The organism is Paracoccus sp. JM45, from assembly GCF_003590715.1.
Taxonomy (GTDB): Bacteria; Pseudomonadota; Alphaproteobacteria; order Rhodobacterales; family Rhodobacteraceae; genus Paracoccus.
This window is the reverse complement of record NZ_QQVY01000001.1, coordinates 511,745-530,889: the sequence shown is the minus strand read 5'-3', so window position 1 is coordinate 530,889 and position 19,145 is coordinate 511,745. Positions and strand designations below refer to the sequence as shown.

General features: G+C 60.9%; 18 protein-coding genes. 10 read left to right on the top strand and 8 right to left on the bottom strand.

Translation table 11 applies throughout. The features are described from left to right. Nucleotides 1-20 precede the first annotated feature (20 nt). The 3 genes from aspS to DWB67_RS02650 all read left to right on the top strand — a co-directional run bounded on the left by aspS (nucleotide 21) and on the right by DWB67_RS02650 (nucleotide 4,415). A complete protein-coding gene (gene aspS, locus DWB67_RS02660; protein WP_119805929.1) occupies nucleotides 21-1,796 on the top strand; it encodes an aspartate--tRNA ligase in 1,776 nt (591 codons plus the stop codon). A 68-nt stretch (nucleotides 1,797-1,864) separates the two neighbouring features. Further along, nucleotides 1,865-3,235 (top strand): DUF1800 family protein, encoded by a 1,371-nt coding sequence (locus DWB67_RS02655; protein ID WP_119805928.1) that lies wholly within the window; start codon nucleotides 1,865-1,867, stop codon nucleotides 3,233-3,235. Nucleotides 3,236-3,239: 4 nt separating this feature from the next. Beyond that, a complete protein-coding gene (locus DWB67_RS02650; RefSeq protein ID WP_119805927.1) occupies nucleotides 3,240-4,415 on the top strand; it encodes a DUF1501 domain-containing protein in 1,176 nt (391 codons plus the stop codon). Here DWB67_RS02650 and DWB67_RS02645 read toward each other — a convergent pair. Beyond that, nucleotides 4,412-5,152 (bottom strand): response regulator, encoded by a 741-nt coding sequence (locus DWB67_RS02645; protein WP_119806171.1) that lies wholly within the window; start codon nucleotides 5,150-5,152, stop codon nucleotides 4,412-4,414. The two genes, DWB67_RS02650 and DWB67_RS02645, sit on opposite strands and share 4 nt — an antisense overlap. A 127-nt stretch (nucleotides 5,153-5,279) precedes the next feature. Between DWB67_RS02645 and mce the strand changes: the two genes are divergently transcribed. Further along, nucleotides 5,280-5,684 (top strand): methylmalonyl-CoA epimerase, encoded by a 405-nt coding sequence (gene mce / locus DWB67_RS02640; protein WP_119805926.1) that lies wholly within the window; start codon nucleotides 5,280-5,282, stop codon nucleotides 5,682-5,684. Next, nucleotides 5,684-5,953 carry a DUF1467 family protein gene (locus tag DWB67_RS02635; RefSeq protein ID WP_119805925.1) on the top strand — a complete coding sequence of 90 codons (270 nt, stop codon included), beginning with the start codon at nucleotides 5,684-5,686 and terminating at the stop codon, nucleotides 5,951-5,953. Before mce ends, DWB67_RS02635 begins: the two co-directional genes overlap by 1 nt. On the opposite strand, the gene DWB67_RS02630 is transcribed toward DWB67_RS02635, so the two are convergent. Next, the gene (locus tag DWB67_RS02630) at nucleotides 5,925-6,626 is read right to left on the bottom strand and encodes an EI24 domain-containing protein (RefSeq protein WP_255418514.1); all 702 of its coding nucleotides are present in this window, start codon (nucleotides 6,624-6,626) and stop codon (nucleotides 5,925-5,927) included. The two genes, DWB67_RS02635 and DWB67_RS02630, sit on opposite strands and share 29 nt — an antisense overlap. After that, nucleotides 6,623-7,207, bottom strand: a complete 585-nt coding sequence (locus DWB67_RS02625; protein ID WP_255418513.1) for a nitroreductase — start codon at nucleotides 7,205-7,207, stop codon at nucleotides 6,623-6,625. Before DWB67_RS02625 ends, DWB67_RS02630 begins: the two co-directional genes overlap by 4 nt. An 81-nt stretch (nucleotides 7,208-7,288) precedes the next feature. Here DWB67_RS02625 and DWB67_RS02620 point away from each other — a divergent pair, with 81 nt between their 5' ends. Further along, the gene (locus tag DWB67_RS02620; RefSeq protein WP_119805923.1) at nucleotides 7,289-7,537 is read left to right on the top strand and encodes a DUF167 domain-containing protein; all 249 of its coding nucleotides are present in this window, start codon (nucleotides 7,289-7,291) and stop codon (nucleotides 7,535-7,537) included. On the opposite strand, the gene DWB67_RS02615 is transcribed toward DWB67_RS02620, so the two are convergent. Beyond that, complete coding sequence (locus DWB67_RS02615) at nucleotides 7,534-7,782, bottom strand: hypothetical protein (RefSeq protein WP_119805922.1); 249 nt, start codon at nucleotides 7,780-7,782, stop codon at nucleotides 7,534-7,536. The two genes, DWB67_RS02620 and DWB67_RS02615, sit on opposite strands and share 4 nt — an antisense overlap. Nucleotides 7,783-7,927: 145 nt before the next feature. On the opposite strand from DWB67_RS02615, the gene DWB67_RS02610 reads away from it, so the two are divergent. The 3 genes from DWB67_RS02610 (at nucleotide 7,928) to DWB67_RS02600 (ending at nucleotide 10,554) form a co-directional block, all read left to right on the top strand. Next, complete coding sequence (locus DWB67_RS02610) at nucleotides 7,928-8,704, top strand: M48 family metalloprotease (RefSeq protein ID WP_119805921.1); 777 nt, start codon at nucleotides 7,928-7,930, stop codon at nucleotides 8,702-8,704. Nucleotides 8,705-8,707: 3 nt separating this feature from the next. After that, on the top strand, nucleotides 8,708-10,006 hold the full coding sequence (locus DWB67_RS02605; RefSeq protein WP_119805920.1) for a DUF2254 domain-containing protein: 1,299 nt from the start codon (nucleotides 8,708-8,710) through the stop codon (nucleotides 10,004-10,006). 158 nt (nucleotides 10,007-10,164) lie between these two features. After that, a complete protein-coding gene (locus tag DWB67_RS02600; RefSeq protein ID WP_182911465.1) occupies nucleotides 10,165-10,554 on the top strand; it encodes a hypothetical protein in 390 nt (129 codons plus the stop codon). A gap of 60 nt (nucleotides 10,555-10,614) precedes the next feature. On the opposite strand, the gene ilvN is transcribed toward DWB67_RS02600, so the two are convergent. The 3 genes from ilvN to DWB67_RS02585 form a co-directional block, all read right to left on the bottom strand. Beyond that, nucleotides 10,615-11,175 (bottom strand): acetolactate synthase small subunit, encoded by a 561-nt coding sequence (gene ilvN, locus DWB67_RS02595; RefSeq protein WP_119805919.1) that lies wholly within the window; start codon nucleotides 11,173-11,175, stop codon nucleotides 10,615-10,617. Between the two features lie 90 nt (nucleotides 11,176-11,265). Further along, the gene (locus DWB67_RS02590) at nucleotides 11,266-13,020 is read right to left on the bottom strand and encodes an acetolactate synthase 3 large subunit (RefSeq protein WP_119805918.1); all 1,755 of its coding nucleotides are present in this window, start codon (nucleotides 13,018-13,020) and stop codon (nucleotides 11,266-11,268) included. Between the two features lie 158 nt (nucleotides 13,021-13,178). Then, on the bottom strand, nucleotides 13,179-14,018 hold the full coding sequence (locus tag DWB67_RS02585) for an arginyltransferase (RefSeq protein ID WP_119805917.1): 840 nt from the start codon (nucleotides 14,016-14,018) through the stop codon (nucleotides 13,179-13,181). 201 nt (nucleotides 14,019-14,219) lie between these two features. Between DWB67_RS02585 and DWB67_RS02580 the strand changes: the two genes are divergently transcribed. Continuing rightward, the gene (locus DWB67_RS02580; protein ID WP_119805916.1) at nucleotides 14,220-17,018 is read left to right on the top strand and encodes a glutamine-synthetase adenylyltransferase; all 2,799 of its coding nucleotides are present in this window, start codon (nucleotides 14,220-14,222) and stop codon (nucleotides 17,016-17,018) included. Here the strand turns inward: DWB67_RS02580 and DWB67_RS02575 are convergent. After that, nucleotides 17,010-19,091, bottom strand: a complete 2,082-nt coding sequence (locus tag DWB67_RS02575; protein WP_119805915.1) for a glycosyltransferase — start codon at nucleotides 19,089-19,091, stop codon at nucleotides 17,010-17,012. The genes DWB67_RS02580 and DWB67_RS02575 overlap by 9 nt on opposite strands. Nucleotides 19,092-19,145: the final 54 nt, after the last annotated feature.

The following is a 19,145-nucleotide window of genomic DNA, read 5'->3' as shown; positions in this document are numbered from 1 at the left end:
TCAACAAATGGGGACTGATCATGCACGCCTATCGCAGCCACACATGCGGCGATCTGAAAGCCGCCAACGCCAGTGATACTGTCCGTCTGTCGGGGTGGGTTCACCGCGTTCGCGACCACGGGGGCGTGCTTTTCGTCGACCTGCGCGACCATTACGGAATGACCCAAGTTCTGGCCGACAGCGACAGCCCGGCCTTTGCGGCCATGGAAAAACTGCGCGCCGAAACCGTGATCCGTATCGACGGACGCGTGAAAATGCGCGACGCAAGCCTTGTCAACGCCAAGCTGCCGACCGGTGAAATCGAAGTCTATGCCACCGACCTAGAGGTATTGGGCGCGGCTGACGAATTGCCGCTGCCGGTCTTTGGTGATCAGGATTATCCGGAAGAAACGCGTCTGGCCTATCGCTTTCTAGACCTGCGCCGTGACAGCCTGCACAACAACATCATGCTGCGTAGCAAGGTTGTGCGGTCCATCCGCAACCGCATGTGGGATCGGGAATTCACCGAATTCCAGACGCCGATTATCACGGCATCCTCGCCGGAAGGCGCGCGTGACTTTCTGGTGCCCTCGCGTCTGCATCCAGGCAAATTCTATGCCCTGCCGCAGGCGCCGCAGCAGTTCAAGCAGCTGATCATGGTTGCGGGTTTCGACAAATACTTCCAGATCGCGCCCTGCTTCCGCGACGAAGACCCGCGTGCCGACCGCAGCCCGACGGACTTCTATCAGTTGGATATGGAAATGTCCTTCGTCAGTCAGGAAGATGTCTTCGCCAACGTCCAGCCCGTCATCCAGGGCCTGTTCGAGGAATTCGGCGGCGGTCGCCGTGTCGATACCGAATGGCCGCTGATCCCCTATGCCGAGGCTTTGCTGAAATACGGCAGTGACAAGCCCGACCTGCGTAACCCGATCGAAATGCAGATCGTTAGCGACCATTTCCGCGGATCGGGTTTTGGCATTTTCGCCAAGCTGCTGGAACAGGACGGCACGGAAGTGCGCGCCATTCCTGCACCAACCGGTGGCAGCCGCAAGTTCGCCGACCGCATGAACGCCTTTGCCCAACAGCAGGGTCTGCCCGGCATGGGTTACATCATCTGGCGCAAGGCCGAAGACGGCAGCACCGAAGCCGCCGGTCCGATCGCCAAGGCGCTCGGGGTCGAAAAGACCGAAGCCATCCGCGAACAGCTGGGTCTGGCACAGGGCGACGCGGCCTTCTTCCTTGGCGGCAAGCCTGACAGCTTTGAAGCGGTCGCAGGTCGTGCCCGCACGGAAATCGGTCGTGAATTGGGTCTGATCGACGAAAACCAGTTCAAATTCGCCTGGATCGTCGATTTCCCGATGTACGAAAAGACCGACGACGGCAAAATCGACTTCAGCCACAACCCGTTCAGTATGCCGCAGGGCGGGATGGAGGCGCTGGAAGGCGATCCGCTGAAGGTGCTGGGCTATCAGTACGATCTTGCCTGCAACGGCTACGAACTGATCAGCGGCGCGATCCGGAACCACAAGCCGGAAATCATGTTCAAAGCCTTCGAACTGGCTGGCTATCCCGCTAGCGAAGTCGAAAAGCGCTTTGGTGGCATGGTCAAGGCGTTCCGCTATGGCGCGCCGCCGCACGGTGGTTGTGCCGCCGGTATCGACCGCATCGTGATGCTGCTGGCCGATGAACAGAACATCCGCGAGGTGATCATGTTCCCGATGAACCAGCGCGCCGAGGACCTGATGATGGGCGCCCCGTCAGAGCCTACCAATGACCAGATGCGCGACCTGCGTCTGCGTTCCTTGCCGAAAGAGTGAACTGACAGACGGGCTTCGACATGGCATGATGCTGCACAGCAGCAAACCTGTCCGGAGCCCGTAACCCCATGCCGTTGCCTTTTGAACAGCTTGCGGCAATCCGCCTTGGTTTCGGATTGTCGCCCCAAAACAATATTCCGACAGATCCCGCAGGTTTGGCCCGATCCGTCTCTGCATCCGGTCCCGAACAGGATAGCATTACGCTGGATCAGGTGCGCCAATGGCATCGCGAAGGACAGCTTTTGTCGCGCGACGCCCGCAATGGCACCAAAGACCAGCAAAAAGCCGACAGATCCCACCGCCAGAATATGCGCGCGCTGTTCAACACAGCCGTTCTGCGCAGATTTGCGCGGGCGGTTGATGATCCGACAGGATTTGGTGAACGTCTTGTCTGGTTCTGGTCGGACCATTTTACCGTGTCGGGCGGCAGCGTCTATTTCAACCTGATGTCGGATGCCTTTGTGCAGGACGCAATCCGGCCACATCTGACCGGCCGGTTTGCGGATATGATGTTTGCGGCCGAAACCCATCCGGCGATGCTGCGATATCTGGACCAAACCAGCTCTATCGGGCCGAATTCCGTTCTGGCGCGTCAAAAGCCGGATAAGCCGGGCGGGCTGAATGAAAACCTTGCGCGCGAGATGATCGAACTGCACAGCATGGGTGTCGGGGCGGAATATACCCAAGCCGATGTCGAACAACTGGCACGTCTGCTGACCGGTCTGACCTATAACCCGCGGCAGAATACGGTCTTTCGCGCCAGACGTGCGGAACCGGGTGCCGATACAGTCCTTGGCGAAAGCTACGGCGGGGATGGCAAGGCCAGCTTGGGGGATATCCGTGCGGTCATCGAAAACCTTGCCACGCAGGATGCAACGGCCCGACATATCGCCCGCAAAATGGCGGTGCATTTCATATCTGACACCCCGCCGGATGCGTTGATTGACCGTCTGGCGCAGGTGTTCCGCGACACGGATGGCGATCTGGCGGCAATGAATCTGGCATTGGCCGAGTCCCCCGAGCTGGAACAGGGGTTTCGCACGAAGATGCGTCAGCCCTTCGAATTTCTGGTCGCCAGCATGCGCAGTCTTGGCATGACGGGGGCGCAGGTGGATGGCTTGAAGCCTGCGGCATTGCGTCGGCATCTGCTGGAACCTATGGCCATTATGGGCCAGCCTTGGGCGGCGCCCGATGGTCCCGACGGCTGGTCCGAAGCGGCCGAGGATTGGGCAAGCCCGCAAGGCATCGCCATGCGGATCAACTGGGCCATGACCAGCCCGTCCGACCTGCTGGCGGAACTGCCCGATCCGCGCAACCTGTTGCGCGATTGTCTTGGCGATACCGCATCCGAGGCTGTGACTTGGGCGATTCCCCGCGCCGAAAGCCGGACCGAAGGCGTGGCGCTTGTTCTGGCCTCGGCCGATTTTAACCGGAGGTGATGCAATGCTGACCCGACGCCTGTTCCTGAAATCTACCGCCCTGATCGGTTGTTCGGCTGCGGCCAGTCCGTTGATGTCCTCGGCCGCTTTTGCCAGCGCTCCGGGGGAAAACCGGCTTGTGGTGATTATTCTGCGCGGGGCCATGGACGGGATCGACGCCTTCCAGCCTTACGGTGATCGCAATCTGGCAGACCTGCGTAAAACACTGTCCTTGGGGCCGGATCACGGTGCGACCGATCTGGACGGTTTCTTTGCGCTGCATCCCGGCCTGTCGGACCTGATGCCCTTGTGGCAGGCGGGCCAGATGGCCTTCGCCCCTGCGGTGTCGACCCCCTATCGCGATAAACGCAGCCATTTCGACGGCCAGAACATGTTGGAGGCGGGGACCGGCACCGATCTGCATCTGGATGACCAGCAGGATGGCTGGCTGAACCGGATGTTGCAGGCGATGCCGGGGCAAACATCGGAAACGGCCTATTCGGTCGGGGTTGAAAAGATGTTGATCCTGCAAGGTGCTGCCAAGGCCAAAAGCTGGACGCCCGATGCGACGCTGGCGCTTAGTTCACAAGCGGAACGGCTGTTGATGCGGATGTATCATGATGATCCGTTGTTCCGCGAGGCCAGCGAACAGGCGCTGGAAATTGTGTCCGGCCTGCAAACCGGACCCGACCCCGATAAACCCCAAGAGGAACATATCGAACTGGCCCGTTTCGCCGCCGACCGTTTGAACCGTGATACCCGTATTGCCAGCTTTTCCATGGCAGGCTGGGATACCCATTCGGGACAGGCAGGATCGTTGAAGCGCAATCTGGGCCGTTTGGCCGATACGATCCTGACGCTGAAACAGGATCTGGGCCGGAACTGGGACACCACAACCGTCATGGCGATGACCGAATTCGGCCGCACGGCGCGTGAAAACGGTGCTGCCGGAACCGATCACGGAACGGGCGGAGCGATGCTGGTTGCAGGCGGCGCGGTGCGCGGCGGTCAGGTGATGGGCGAATGGCCGGGTTTGGGCGAAAGCGACCTTTATGACGGACGCGATCTGATGCCCCTGCGTGACATCCGTGCCTATGCGGCTTGGGCCATGCATGCCAAGTTCGGCATTGATAAAACGTTGTTGGAAGGTTCGATCTTTCCCGATCTGGATATGGGCAGCGACCCGCGGATGCTGGCCTAGGCGCAGACCTGCGGAACGCGGGCCAGTCTGTCCTGAACCAGACCGCTGATGCGGGCCAGATCGGTGGCCAGCGGTTTGCCCGTGTCGTAATCGCGGGCAAGGGCGGCGGCGGCAGCCTCAAGCGCGGGATCATGGGCGGAACGGGCAACACCGGCCAGAAAGCGCACGATATAGTCGATGACATCGGTATCCGACGCCTCGGCCAGCGTTTTGGCGACATGGGTCAGGTCATCGCGAAGGCCGGCGGTATCGGGCTGGATCACATCATTGGGCATGCTGCGGAGGGTATTTCCCACGGCCTTCGGCGGCATCGCCCGCAGGATGGTCTGCTGGAAGACTGCCAGACTTTCGACAGGCTTGGGCAGGAAATCATTCGCGCCCGCAGCAATGGCCTTATCCGCAAGATCGGGGTCGCCCGACATTCCCAGAATAACCGGCACGCGTGCTTCGGCCTCATGCAGATCGCGGATCAGGCTGGTGCCATCCCCGTCGGGCAAACCCAGATCGACAATCACCACTGACGGGCGATAGGCCGCCAGATGTCGCGCCGCCGACCGCAGGCAATCCGCGCGGCGAATCCGCGCACCGGACTTCAGGCACAGCAGGCGCACTGCCTCGCTGGCAAAACGCGAACCCTCGACCAGCAGCACGGTCAGGCCGGTCAAGGGCTTGTCCGGCAGTGATAATTGCCATTGTGGCAAGGGTTTGTCCTGGGCCGTTCCGTATGCGGTCAACATGTCCTGATCCCCTTTCATATCCTGCGTTCCAGATAGCCCCTGATTCCTGAAGAACCCGTTAACGAAGATGCTTTTCCTTCCAACAGCGACCGAAAACCCCTAGATATGTGTTGAAACGGAGGCTTCCATGATTGGACGATTGAACCACGTTGCGATTGCCGTGCCCGATCTGGCCGCAGCCGCTGCACAATATGAAAATTCGCTGGGTGCCAAAGTAGGTCCCCCGCAGGATGAACCCGATCATGGTGTGACGGTGGTGTTCATCGAATTGCCCAATACCAAGATCGAGCTGTTGTACCCTTTGGGCGACAACAGCCCCATTCAGGCGTTTCTGGACAAGAACCCCGCCGGTGGCATGCACCATATGTGCTTCGAGGTGGAAGATATCCTTGCCGCCCGTGACAAGCTGAAATCCGAAGGCGCACGTGTTCTGGGTGATGGTGATCCCAAGATCGGCGCGCATGGCAAGCCGGTGCTGTTCCTGCACCCAAAGGATTTCAACGGCTGTCTTATCGAACTGGAGCAAATCTGATGAATCTGACCGGCGGTATCGTTCTTTTCGCTTCTATCTGGTGGCTGACGCTGTTTGTGGTGCTGCCCATCGGCCAGCGCAGTCAGGCCGATATGGGCGAGGTTATGGCAGGCACCCATGCCGGTGCGCCGTCGCCTTTGGCATGGAAACGCAAGTTGTTCATCACCACGGCTGTGACGACGGCCATCTGGGGGGTGATCGCCTTTATCATTCTGGGCGATTACATCACCCGCGCCGACATCACCTATCTTGACCAGTTGATCCGCTGATCATCTGGAACAGATGGGTAAAGGCCGCCGCTGCCAGTAACGGCACGACAATATTGACCAGCGGCACCACCAGCCCCAATGCCACCAGAACGCCCATCGCCGTAATCCGGCCTAAATAGGCGCGACGCAGGTCCTGTGCCGGAAGGCTGGCCATGTGACGGCGGGCAGCCATCTGGAAAAACTCCCGCCCCAGCAACCAGCCGTTCGCCCCGAAAAACAGCACCGGCGCAAAGGGTCCCAGAAAAGGCGTTAGCAGCAGGCTGACCACAGCGACGGCCAGCACGGCGGCAACAATCGCCAGCGATTCTAGCAGCCCGTCCAGAAAATCAACCGATTTGCCGCGATTATGGGGATAGTGGATTTCCTCGACGGCATCGGCAACGTTTTCGGCAAAAAGGCCCGAAAAGCCCGCCGCCACAGGTGCCATCAGGAAAATTCCCATCAAGGGAAACAGCGCCAGTGACCCCCATGACAGAACTTCGGCCAGCTGGATGTGGCCGATCCATGGCAGGGTAAAGCCGCCTGGCAACCACAACCGGATAATCCAGAAGATCGCGGCTTGCAGCACCACGAACAACCCGACGGTCAGCGCGACACCCAACAGCACCAGTCGCAGAACACGAGGGCGCAGCAGGTCGGCCCAGCCACGCGTCAATGCAACCAGCGGCATCATGGCAGGAATTGCGCCTTGGCGGTAATGTCGGGGCGCGGGCGTTCGGGGGGCGTAGCGCCGCGTGTGCCGATATGGATCAAGCCCGCCACACGTTCATGTGCAGCAACGCCCAGATAGTTTTGCCCAAAGGTCCGGTTCAGCGCTGCAAATCCGGTCAGCCACGCCGCCCCCCAACCCGAGGCCAGCGCCGCATTTACCAACCCCAGACAGACAGCACCCGACGACAGCATCTGTTCCCATTCGGGCACCTTGGGACTGTCCACCGGCGAGTGGATCACTGCCACCACTACCGGCGATGCAAAAGCCGATGCCGCCTTATCGGCTGTGGCTTGATCCTGCCCGTCGGCCAGAACTGCCGCATGCAGTTTCGGGGCAAGCGTATCCAGCGTCTGGCGGCCCAGAACGACAAAGCGCCAAGGCTCCAGCTTGCCATGATCGGGGACACGGGCTGCAAGGGTCAGCAGCTGGGTCAATTGCGCCTGATCGGGGGCGGGGCCGGTCATCATTTTCGGGGGGTGGGACCGGCGCGTTGCCAGAAATTGCAGGACGGGGTTCATCTGGATCTCCTGTATCGGGACCATGGGTCGCCTTGGATGTCGCGGATCGGGGCGGGATGTGCAAGCAGGCTTGCCCGCGCTGGCTGTTCCGTGATCGAAGGGGCAATGTTTGACCTGTCCCATATGGCGGTGCCGGAAACGGTTTTCACCCTGCGCGTGACGCCAAAGGCGCGTCGTAACACCATTGTGGCTGACGGGGATGTCCTGCGGGTGCACACCACTGCCCCGCCACAGGACGGAAAGGCCAATAAGGTGGTGCTGAAGGCATTGGCAAAGGCGCTTGGGGTTGCCCCGTCACGTCTGTCGCTGGTCAGGGGGGACAGCGCACGTGACAAGCTGGTGCGGCTGGATTAACCGGTATTGGGTTCCAGCCGATAGTTGCCTTCGGGCAGGTTCAGGGCCAGACGCAGTTCCGTCAGCTGGTGCATGCTCAGGACAACGCTGACGACCTCATCCCCGTCGGGGTTCATCTGTTCGATCACGATCCGGTCGTCAAAGTTCAAAATCACCACATCCTCGTTCAGGGGGCGGGTGTTCGGCTCTGCCTCGTCGATCAGGGTGATAACGGTCGCGTCGAAATCATGTTCGATGGTGAACATCCGGATCTCCTTTGTTAGGTTCGACAATCGCGTGAAGTTCGGGGCGCGACAAGCGGTCGGGGTTTACGCGGCCACGGGGCAGGGTAAACTGCAAGGCAACACCGCGGCAAGGCCGACGGATCGACAAAAGGAACTGGCGGGACAGATGGTCAAGGCATTCAAGGGCTGCAAAGCGGCATTCACGGCAGTGCTTCTGGTGCTGGCAGGCTGCGCAGTGCCGGTGGACAGCGCGCAGCAGACACCGACGCCCGCCGCGACACCTGCGCCGGTGCGGACACTGCCCGCAGCATCACCCGCCTATGAGGCAACGCCAAGCAATGCCGCCCGCACCTTTGTTCAGGTCATGCGCCGGATGGAGCCTGCGGTCGAACGCGAATGCGTGACCCGCCGGACCCAGCCGATCAACTGCGATTTCGCCTTTGTGGTCGATGACCGCCCCGGCCTTGAACCCAATGCTTTCCAGACCGTCGATGACACTGGACGCCCTATCGTCGGCTTTACGCTGTCGCTGATCGCCCAGACCCGCAGCGCCGATGAAATCGCCTTCGTGGCGGGGCATGAGGCGGCGCACCATATCCTGAACCACCTTGATCGCAAATCCGGCGCAGCAACGGCGGCGTCTGTGGTTTTGGGTAGCATCGCCTCGGCCTATGGTGGCGATACCGATGCGGTTGCGCGTGCGCAGGAAATCGGCGCCTCGGTCGGGGCAAGATATTATTCCCGCGACTGGGAGCTGGAGGCCGATTATCTGGGATCGATCATAGCACTGAACGCCGATTTCGATCCGATCAACGGATCAAAGCTGTTCGAGCGCATCCCCGACCCCGGCAATCACGTTCTTGGCACCCATCCGTCGCGCGCACAGCGTCTGGCACAGGTCCGCCGCGCGGTGGAAGATGTGCAAACCGGCAGGATCCGTTAAGGCATGCCGCGCCGCGCCCATGTCGGTCGTCTGCAATGGCGTATCAAGGAACTGTCACAGCGGCTGTGGGTCCGCGTGTCGGCCTTTGCGGTTCTGGGGGTCGGAACGGCACTGATGGGGTTCGTCCTGAAGGATGTGATCCCTTTCGGGTTGGCAGGCAAGATCGGCGCGGATGCCATTGATCCGATCCTGAACATCATCGCATCCTCGATGCTGACGGTGACGACATTTTCCCTGTCGATCCTGACCGCAGCCTATGCCACGGCCAGTTCGGGATCGACCCCGCGTGCGGTACAGCTGCTGATCAAGGATTCCGTCAGCCAGACCGTGCTGGCGACCTTTATCGGGGCCTTTGTTTTCAGCCTCGTCGGGCTGATCATGCTGAAAACCCAGCTTTACGGCGAAGGGGGCAGGGTGGTTCTGTTCTTTGTCACGCTGCTGGTTGTCATCATCGTGGTCGTGTCTTTGTTACGCTGGATCAACCGTTTGGGCGAATTGGGGCTGATCGGGGATATCATGACGCGGGTCGAAAGCTCGACCGCAAAAGCGCTGGCCAACCGGCTTGAATCGCCGTGGATGGGGGCCAACCCATTGCGGGGATCACCGCCTGCCGACAGTGTGGTCGTCCCGCCGCCGGTCGTGGGGCACGTCCAGAATTGCGATATGGAAAGTCTGTCAGAACTGGCCGAAAAGCACGACCTGATTATCTATGTCACCGCGACACCCGGTGATCTGGTGCATCTGCGTAGTGCCTTGTTCCATGTGCAGAACCTGCCGCTGGATCAGGAACAGGCTGATGATATCCGTGATGATCTGGTGGCCTGCGTCACGGTTCGGCCCACGCGCAGCTTCGAACAGGACCCGCGCTTCGGTTTTGCGGTGCTGTCGGAAACAGCGCAGCGGGCCTTGTCGCCTGCCGTCAATGACCCCGGCACGGCGGTTGCGGTGATCACGCGGGTGTTGCGTATCTTGTCCATCTGGCAGGAAGGGCGCCAGCCTGATGTCGATTACCCCCGCCTTTACGCGGCCGAAATGAACGCGGATGACCTGCTGCGCGACTGCCTGCTGCCGGTCGCCCGCGATGGTGCCGGTATATTCGAGGTGCAGATCGCCCTTCAGGATTGCCTGTTGGCTCTGACCCATCTGGCACCTGAGGTCTTTGGCCAGACTGCAGCCCAACTGTCACAAGACTGTCTGGTCCATGCACGACAGGGGATGGTTCTGGACAGCCAGATCGCGCAGATTGTCAGGCGATCGGACGAATTGCAGGCCACAGCACGGGCGGTTGTGCCATTGGTGTGACACAGCAACCTTAAGATGAAAAAAGTTCCGCTGTTTAATGAAAAAAGCTAGCATATCGGCGGATATCTGCTTTATTTGCGATAAGGTTTGTACAAATATAAAGTTGTGAATTGACATATTGCCCCATTTTCGAGGCGATTTCAGCAAAAGGGGCGCCTATGATCGGCGTAGTCGTCTGGAGTAATCTGTCGCGCGAAAAGGCGATTATTTGGTGCGAGGATCAGGCCACGCTGGCCTATCTTCAGGGATATGAAAATCTGGTCGATACCGGAAAATGGCCCGAACCGGGCGATCTGGTCGAGCTGGAAACAAAGACCGTCGGCAATCTGCGCCACGCCTTGCAGGTGTCGATGCTGTCCGAACAGGCCTGTCCCGACCTGCCCAAGGCGCTGTCACAGCAAGACGCACCTGCAGGCACGCCGCATCTGCGTGTGGTGCAGGGCGGTGTCGACGATCATGCCCAACCGGTTGCGACGTCCCGCCGGTCAAACAGACCCTATATCGATACGATGGATATTTGCGTGCCGCGCAGCAATATCGGCGGCTGATCCGTTAGCGGTTCGTAATTCGGTGCGGGCTGACTTTCGCCACCCCGCATGTATGATCGCTCAAAGACCGCGCGACAGGGCCGCAAGGCCGGTACGTGCCATATCGATCAATCCCAGCGGGCGCATAAGATCCGCGAAGGCATCCAGTTTGGAAATCGGACCGACCAGTTCGAAGACAAAGCTTTCCAAAGTCGAATCGACCACATTCGCGCGGAAAATTTCCGCGATCCGCAGGGCCTCGACGCGCTTGTCGCCCTGACCCTTGACCTTGAACAGACCCAGTTCGCGTTCGACAACAGGTCCTTCGACGGTCAGGTCGTTCACCGCATAGACCACAACAATCCGGCCCAGCTGTGCCTTGATCTGTTCGATCACGGCGGGCGTTCCGCGTGTCACAACCGTGATGCGGGATTTATGGCCCAGATGATCGACCTCGGCGACGGTCAGGCTGTCGATGTTATAGCCGCGGCCCGAAAATAGACCGATCACACGGGCCAGAACGCCCGGTTCGTTTTCGACCATAATGGCCAGCGTATGACTTTCCTCGATCTGGCCGTTCGGGTCGCGCAGGTCATATGCCGAATGGCTAGACATGCCCTTAGAGATATTCAGTGCGCTCATGGCTCTGCCCTCATGTGCTGTGCAGATAAATTGCAAAGGTGCCACGCGGGGATCGCCCCGCATGGCGACGGGGGCCATGCCCCCACCGGTTCAGACCAGAACCGCACCATCGGATTCGATGACGCCAAGTGTCTCGGCCTCACCCAGCAGCATTTCGTTATGCGGCTTGCCCGAGGGGATCATCGGGAAACAGTTTTCATGCTTTTCCACCAGCACGTCCAGAATGAACGGGCCATCGTAATCCAGCATTTCCTGAATGGCCGCATCAAGTTCCTTCGGGTCGCTGACCTGACGGCCTTTACAGCCAAAAGCCTCGGCCAGTTTGATGAAATCGGGCAGGCTGTCCGACCAGCTTTGGCTATAGCGTTCACCATGCAGCAATTGCTGCCATTGGCGGACCATGCCCAGACGTTCGTTGTTCATGATGAACTGCTTGACGGGCAGGCGGAACTGAACCGCAGTGCCCATTTCCTGCATGTTCATCAGCCAGCTTGCATCGCCCGCAACGTTGATGACCACCGCATCCGGATGTGCCATCTGGACCCCCACCGAGGCGGGCAGGCCATAGCCCATCGTGCCCAACCCGCCCGAGGTCATCCAGCGGTTCGGTTCTTCAAAGTTCAGATATTGCGCGGCCCACATCTGGTGCTGGCCGACTTCGGTGGTGATATAGCGGTCACAATCTTTCGTCAGCGCGTCTAGCCGCTGCAAGGCATGCTGCGGTTTGATGATGGTATCACTGTTGCGGAAGGCCAGACAGTTCTTGCCGCGCCATTCCTCGATCTGTTTCCACCATTGGGCCACGGCGGGGCTGTTGGTTTTGCTGCCACGCGATTTCCAGACATTCAGCAGATCTTCCAGCACATGGGCGACATCGCCAACAATCGGCACCTCGACCTGAATGACCTTGTTGATCGAGGACGGGTCGATATCGATATGCGCCTTGACCGAATTGGGGCTGAAATCGGCCAGACGGCCCGTGATCCGGTCGTCAAAACGCGCCCCGATGTTGATCATCAGATCGCAGCCGTGCATCGCCAGATTGGCCTCGTACAATCCGTGCATGCCCAGCATGCCCAGCCAGTTCTTGCCCGATGCCGGATAGCAGCCCAGACCCATCAGGGTCGAGGTGACCGGAAAACCGGTCGCTTCGGCCAGTTCACGCAACAGCTGGCTGGCCGCCGGACCCGAATTGATAACGCCGCCGCCGGTATAAAGGATGGGGCGTTCGGCCTGTTCCATCAGTTCGACCAGACGGGTGATCGCCTCGATATTGCCCTTTTTCACGGGCTGGTAACGACCGGTATCGACCTGCTTGGGTTCGACATACATATCGCTGGCGAACTGGACGTCCTTGGGAATATCCACCAGCACCGGACCCGGACGGCCCGAGGTGGCGACATGGAACGCTTTATGGATGGTTTCGGCCAGCTTGCCGGTATCTTTCACCAGCCAGTTATGCTTGGTGCAGGGGCGGGTGATTCCGACGGTGTCAGCTTCCTGAAAGCCATCGGTGCCGATCATGAATGTCGGGACCTGACCCGACAGCACGATCAGCGGGATCGAATCCAGCAGCGCATCGGTCAGGCCGGTGACGGCATTCGTCGCACCGGGACCCGATGTCACGATCACAACGCCCGGCTTGCCGGTCGAACGGGCATAGCCTTCGGCCATATGCACCGCACCCTGTTCATGGCGCACCAGAACATGGGTGATGTCGTTTTGCTGGAAAATTTCGTCATAGATGGGAAGGACAGCCCCGCCAGGATAGCCGAATACGGTATCGACGCCCTGATCGCGCAGCGCTTCGACCACCATTCTTGCACCCGTCATCATTCGGGACATCACATCGCTCCATCAAATAAATCTCTCACAAAGGAACAGATATGCCCTCTGCGTCGGCGCAAACTAGGGTTACGCCAAGGCGGGGTCAATGGGGTCTTTTGGATAAAGTGACGCATCGCGACTGAAATTTGAAACTTTGTTTCGCGAGTTGTCCGGCGCTATCGGTCAGATTGCGGCAAGGCGATGCGGGCGACCTGATCGACAATCGGATCGACAGATAGGGGGTGGGCCTCGTTCGAATGGTCTTCGGGGTCGCCGATATCCTGCCAGACGCCGCCCTTATAAATTTCAAGCGCGCTGAACTTGGCTTTGTAATCCATCTTGCGGCTGCCGGGCACCCAATACCCAAGATAGATATAGGGCAGGCCCGCCGCGCGCGCGATCTCGATATGGTCAAGGATCATATAGGTGCCAAGGCTGGCTGGATGGAATGCCGGATCATAGAAGCTGTAGACAAGGCTCAGCCCGTCATCCAGCACATCGGTCAGACAGACAGCCGCCAGATGCTGGTCGCCATCGGCCAGACTGGCGGGATCATCCGTCTTGCAGCGATATTCGATAACCCGCGATTTGATCGGCGTTTCTTCGACCATGGCGGCGAATTCGAAGATATCCATATCCGCCATCCCGCCATCGGCATGCCGACGGTCAAGATAGTTGCGGAACAATTCGAATTGTTCTTCGGTCGCCCACGCGCTGGTGGCAATGCGGCGCAGGGCGGCATTGCGGGACAGGATACGCCGCTGGGTGCGCGACGGCTTGAAATCGGCCACGCGGATACGCGCCGACATACAGGCCACACAGCTTTCGCAGCTGGGGCGATAAAGCACGTTCTGCGACCGGCGGAATCCCTGACGTGACAGGGCATTGCTTAGCGCTGCCGCATTGTCGCCCTGCAATGCGGTAAACAGTTTCCGTTCCGCGCGACCATGCAGATAGGGGCATGGCTGCGGCGCAGTTACATAGAACTGTGGCGCGTGGGGCAGCGTATGGCGCATCAGGCGCGCCCCTTCTTGCAACTGGTCGGGTCAGGGCTGGTCATGCGGATGTTGTCATATCCGGTTTGGCGGGGTGGATCGGGTTGGCCAAAGCCTAACAATCTTTCCCTGACAGGCCAAGCGGGGAAAGCCATGCCGCGTGGCCTTTCCCCGCACACACATCGCGTTGACTGCCAAAGCCCGCCCGCTAATGTGACCGGCATGAGCTTTTGCACACGTATCACCCGCCATCCGTTGCCCGTGGACGCCGCCCGTGCGGCGGATGTCGCGGGCCTGTTTCCCGACGTGCCCGATGCCCTTCGCGACCTGATCGCGGCGGCCGCCGGCAGCAGCCCCTATCTGGCGGGCCTGATCCGGCAAGAGGCTGACTGGCTGCCCGATGCGCTGGAACATGATGACGTGGTGGTGCGCGAAACGGCGGGTTTCGGCGATCTGTCGCCCGATGATCTGGGCGTTGCCCTGCGCCGTGCCAAGCGGCGGGTGGCATTGCAGGCGGCGCTGTCCGATCTGGGGGGCGTCTGGCCCTTGGCGCAGGTGACGCAGGCGCTATCCGATCTGGCTGATCGCGCGGTCGATCTGGCATTACGGGCGCATGTTGCTGTCGAAATCAAACGCGGCAAACTGCCCCCGACCGATGCGGATGCGGGCGGGGTCTTTGCGATTGCCATGGGCAAGGGCGGAGCGGGAGAGCTGAACTATTCCTCGGACATCGATCTGATCGTGCTGTTCGACGAAACCGCCTATGCCGACGCCGACCAGATGGAGGCCCGCGCCGCCCTGATCCGTGCCACCCGCAAGATGGCCGCGACCCTGTCGGATGTCACCGAACACGGCTATGTCTTTCGCACCGACCTGCGGCTGCGGCCCGATGCCTCGGTGACGCCGGTCTGCATCTCGACCGCGGCCGCGCTGGCCTATTACGAGGCCGAGGGCCGGACATGGGAACGCGCCGCTTTCATCAAGGCGCGGGCGGCGGCGGGCGATATTGCGGCGGGCGAACGGTTTCTGGCCGAATTGCGGCCCTTTGTCTGGCGCAAGCATCTGGATTTCGCGGCCATTCAGGACGCCCATGACATGCGCCTTCGCATCCGCGACCACAAAGGTCTTGGCGGACGGCTGGAGGTTCCGGGCCATAACATCAAACTGGGCCGCGGCGGCATCCGTGAAATTGAATTTTTCACCCAGACCCGTCAGCTGATCGCCGGTGGCCGCGATCCCGAATTGCGGTTGCGTGATACTGTCGGCGGGCTGGCCGCGCTGGCCGACAAGGGTTGGATCCCCGCTGATGTGGCGCAGGAGCTGACCGACCATTACCGGCAGCACCGCGATATCGAACATCGCATCCAGATGGTCCATGACGCCCAGACGCATAACCTGCCCAAAGATGCACAAGGCTTGCAGATCGTTGCAGCGCTGATGGGGGCGGATGATCCCGACGCATGGCAGGCGGCTTTGAAAACACGGCTGGCGCGCGTCCATGACCTGACCGAACAGTTCTTTGCACCCGATGAGGTGACCACCAAACGCCCGGATCTGTCGCCCGAGGCGCTGGCCATCATCGACCGCTGGCAGAATTACCCCGCACTGCGGTCCGACCGCGCCTTGCAAATTTTCCGCCGGATCGAGGCGCCGTTGCTGGACCGCATGTCCCGCGCAGGCCATCCCGCCGAGGCTTTGGCACGTTTCGACAGCTTCCTTGGCGGGCTGCCCGCCGGTGTGCAGCTGTTTTCCCTGTTCGAGGCGAATCCCCAGCTGATTGACCTGATCGTCGACATCTGCGGCACCGCCCCCGCCCTTGCCGCCTATCTGGCGCAGCATCCGGCGGTTCTGGACGGGGTGCTGGGCGGCAGTTTCTTTGCGGCATGGCCTGCCGAAACCGGTTTGCGGACCGAACTGGATAAGGTGCTGCATGGCGCGTTGGACAGCGGCGGATATGAGGCCGCGCTGGACGCCGCCCGCCGTTGGGCACATGAATGGCAGTTCCGCATCGGCGTCCATCACCTACGTGGCCTGATCGACGCGGATGAGGCTGCAGGTCAATACGCCGATCTGGCAGGTGCCTGCGTGGCGGCGCTGTTTCCGATCACGGTGGATGATTTCGTGCGCAGACATGGGCCTCCCCCGGGGCGGGGGGCGGTTGTTGTCGGAATGGGGTCGCTGGGGGCACGGGTGCTGAATGCGACCTCTGATCTGGATCTGATCATGATTTATGACGCGGATGGCGTTGATGCATCCGACGGAAAACGCCCGCTGGCCGCGCGTCCCTATTATGCGCGCCTGACGCAGGCGATGGTGACGGCCCTGTCTGCCCCCACCGCCCAAGGTCGCCTCTACGAGGTTGATATGCGTCTGCGTCCTTCGGGGCGTCAGGGACCGGTCGCCACCTCGGTTCAAAGCTTCGAAACCTATCAGATGTCCGAGGCATGGACATGGGAACATCTGGCCCTGACCCGCGCCCGTGTCGTGGCGCGCGCCGGTGCCGATGGCGATGCCTTGGCCGACCAGATCGAGGCCCTGCGTATGAAGGTTCTGGCCGAACGCGGGACCGAAGATCGTGTCATGCCCGATCTGGCGCAGATGCGGGCGCGGTTGTTTGCCGCCAAACCGGCAGCGGGTCCGTCCGATGTGCGGCAGGGACCGGGCCGCTTGCAGGATATCGATCTGCTGGCGCAGGCCTGTGCGTTACGGGCGGGCGATCCTGCACGTACCACGCTGGCACAATTACGGGCAGGAAAACGCGCAGGCGTGCTGTCAGGGGCTGCGGCGGATCGTTTGATCTCGATCTGGCGGGGGTTCTGGCGGCTGCATGCATCATCCCGTTTGCTGACCGACCGGCCCTTGGACATGGACGACATCGGTCGCGGCGCACAGGATTTCCTGCTGAGAGAGGTCGACGCCCCCGACATCCAGACTGTGCTGGACCGCATCCGCGATAACGTGGCCGAGGCCGAGGCGCTGATCATGGCCGAAATGCCCCCAGAAGATCACCCCTTAGCGTAAAGCAGCTATGCGCTTTTCGGGTGCAGTGGCGGGTTCGGCCTTGGTTTGCAGTTCTGCCGCGACTTCGGACAGGCTGCGACCGCCGATCTTTCCCATCACGGGGATATTCACCAGACCGGCAGGCAGGACCGGCGGCGGCGCTTCGGGGGCTTCGATAAACAGGCCGTGGGCGGTTTTATCCCAATAGAAGGGCTTGGTGACAACTTCGTAAATGGCTTTCCAGCCGGCCAGACAGCCAAGCGGGAAATACAGATGCAGCGTGGGCACCCAGAACAGCAGATGGCGATGCTTGGCCCCGCTGACCGCCCGCATGCCGACAAAGATCGACAAAGCCTCGGACGCGACAAACAGGGTGAATAACGCCGGCACGGTCCATGTGCCGACAGCCTCCAACGGGGCGCGCAGGGGGTGGGGGAAATCGAAGGTCAGCAACCAGAAGCTCCATAACACGGGGGCCAGCAGGTATTGCGAGACTGCGCCGAAAAACTGCACCTGAAAGCCCCAGAACCGCCACGCCCCCAGATCATGATACAGCGTGCGCGGGCTGCGCATATGCACGGCCCATGTCATCGCATAGCCCTTCAACCAGCGCGACCGCTGCTTGATCCACGGCAGGGCGCGGCAGTTGGCCTCCTCATCCGTGGTGGTGTCGATCAGCTGGGTGCGATAGCCGCGGCGGGCCAGACGGACGCCCAGATCTGCATCCTCGGTCACGTTCCAACTGTCCCATGCACCGACCTGTTCCAGCAGATCGCGGCGGAAAAACAGCGTTGTTCCCCCAAGCGGCACCACCAGCCCCAGACGCGCCACACCGGGCAGCAGCACACGGAACCACGCAGCATATTCAACGGTAAAACAGCGGGCCAGCCAGTTGGTGCGCGGGTTGTAATAATCCAGCGCGCCCTGCAGACAAGCGACATCGGCGGGTGCAAAGTGGAAAGCGCGTGCGACCTTATGCAGCTGGTCGGGATCGGGGCGATCCTCGGCGTCCCAGATGCCGACAATGGCCGCCTTGCAGAAGTTCAGCGCATAGTTCAGCGCGCGCGGTTTGGTCTTGATCGGCCCGTCGGGCACGCGGACGACGCGGATCCAATGGGGCAGGGTGGCATCCTTTAGGGCGTCATTGGTGACATCGTCGCTTTCCTCGATCACCAGCAGGATGTCGGTCAGATCACGGGGATATTCCAGCCGCGCAAGACGGGCGACCAGTTTGCCCGCCACATCGCTTTCCTTGAACAGCGGCACCATCACCGAAATGACGGGCAGCGGGACATGCACATCGGACGGCAGTAATTGTCCCTGCGCGACGGCTTGGGTCAGTTCCTGATTTTCGCTTCGGGCACGTTTGGCGGCCAGAAATGCCATCAGCTTCAGCCCGCTTTGCGTCACCAGCGTCAGCACCGCCCAAAGCGTCAGGACCGCTGCCAGCGCGGCCGGCACGAATAGGGCCGCTGCGACAGTTCCGATCAACAGACCGATGGCTAGACGGTTGGTCCGGCGGTGGTTCTGGGTGCGACAGCTTTCGGCGGCGGGGACGCGGCATTCGGCTTCCCGGATCAGGCGGGTCCGTCGCCAATCCAGCACGCCGGATTGGACCTGATCCTCACTGCACAGCAACATGCGGACGTGGCCGAATTCGCGGGGCATCCGGTGCAATAGCGATTCGAAAGCCTCTGGGCGGGCGGTGGCGATCCATGTGACACCGCCGATGCGCCGCCACGGCAGGATGCCATGGGTCAGGCAGAAACCGGCGCCAGCAATATCGATCAGTCGTGGATCGGCGGGACTCGTTGCCGGATCAATCGCGCTGGTATGCCATTGACGCGACAGGGCGCGCGCCAAAGCCGCCGGTGCGACAGCACGCCGTGCCAGAAGGGTCTGGGCCAGCGGTTGACGCTGTTTCTGGCTATAGAGGGTGGCGTTGACCAGATCGGTCGGATCAAGTGCGCCATCTTCCAGCAGGATCTGCCCAAGGGGGCGGATATTGCTGGGCGCAATGGCCGGGCCGCGCAAGACGATGCCGCCTTCGTCGTTCGAATTCGCAGGACGGGGCAAGGTCGCAAGCTGGGCCATAAGCAATTCCCTGATGGAATGGCACTTACTTGGCACAGTATTGCTTAACAGAAG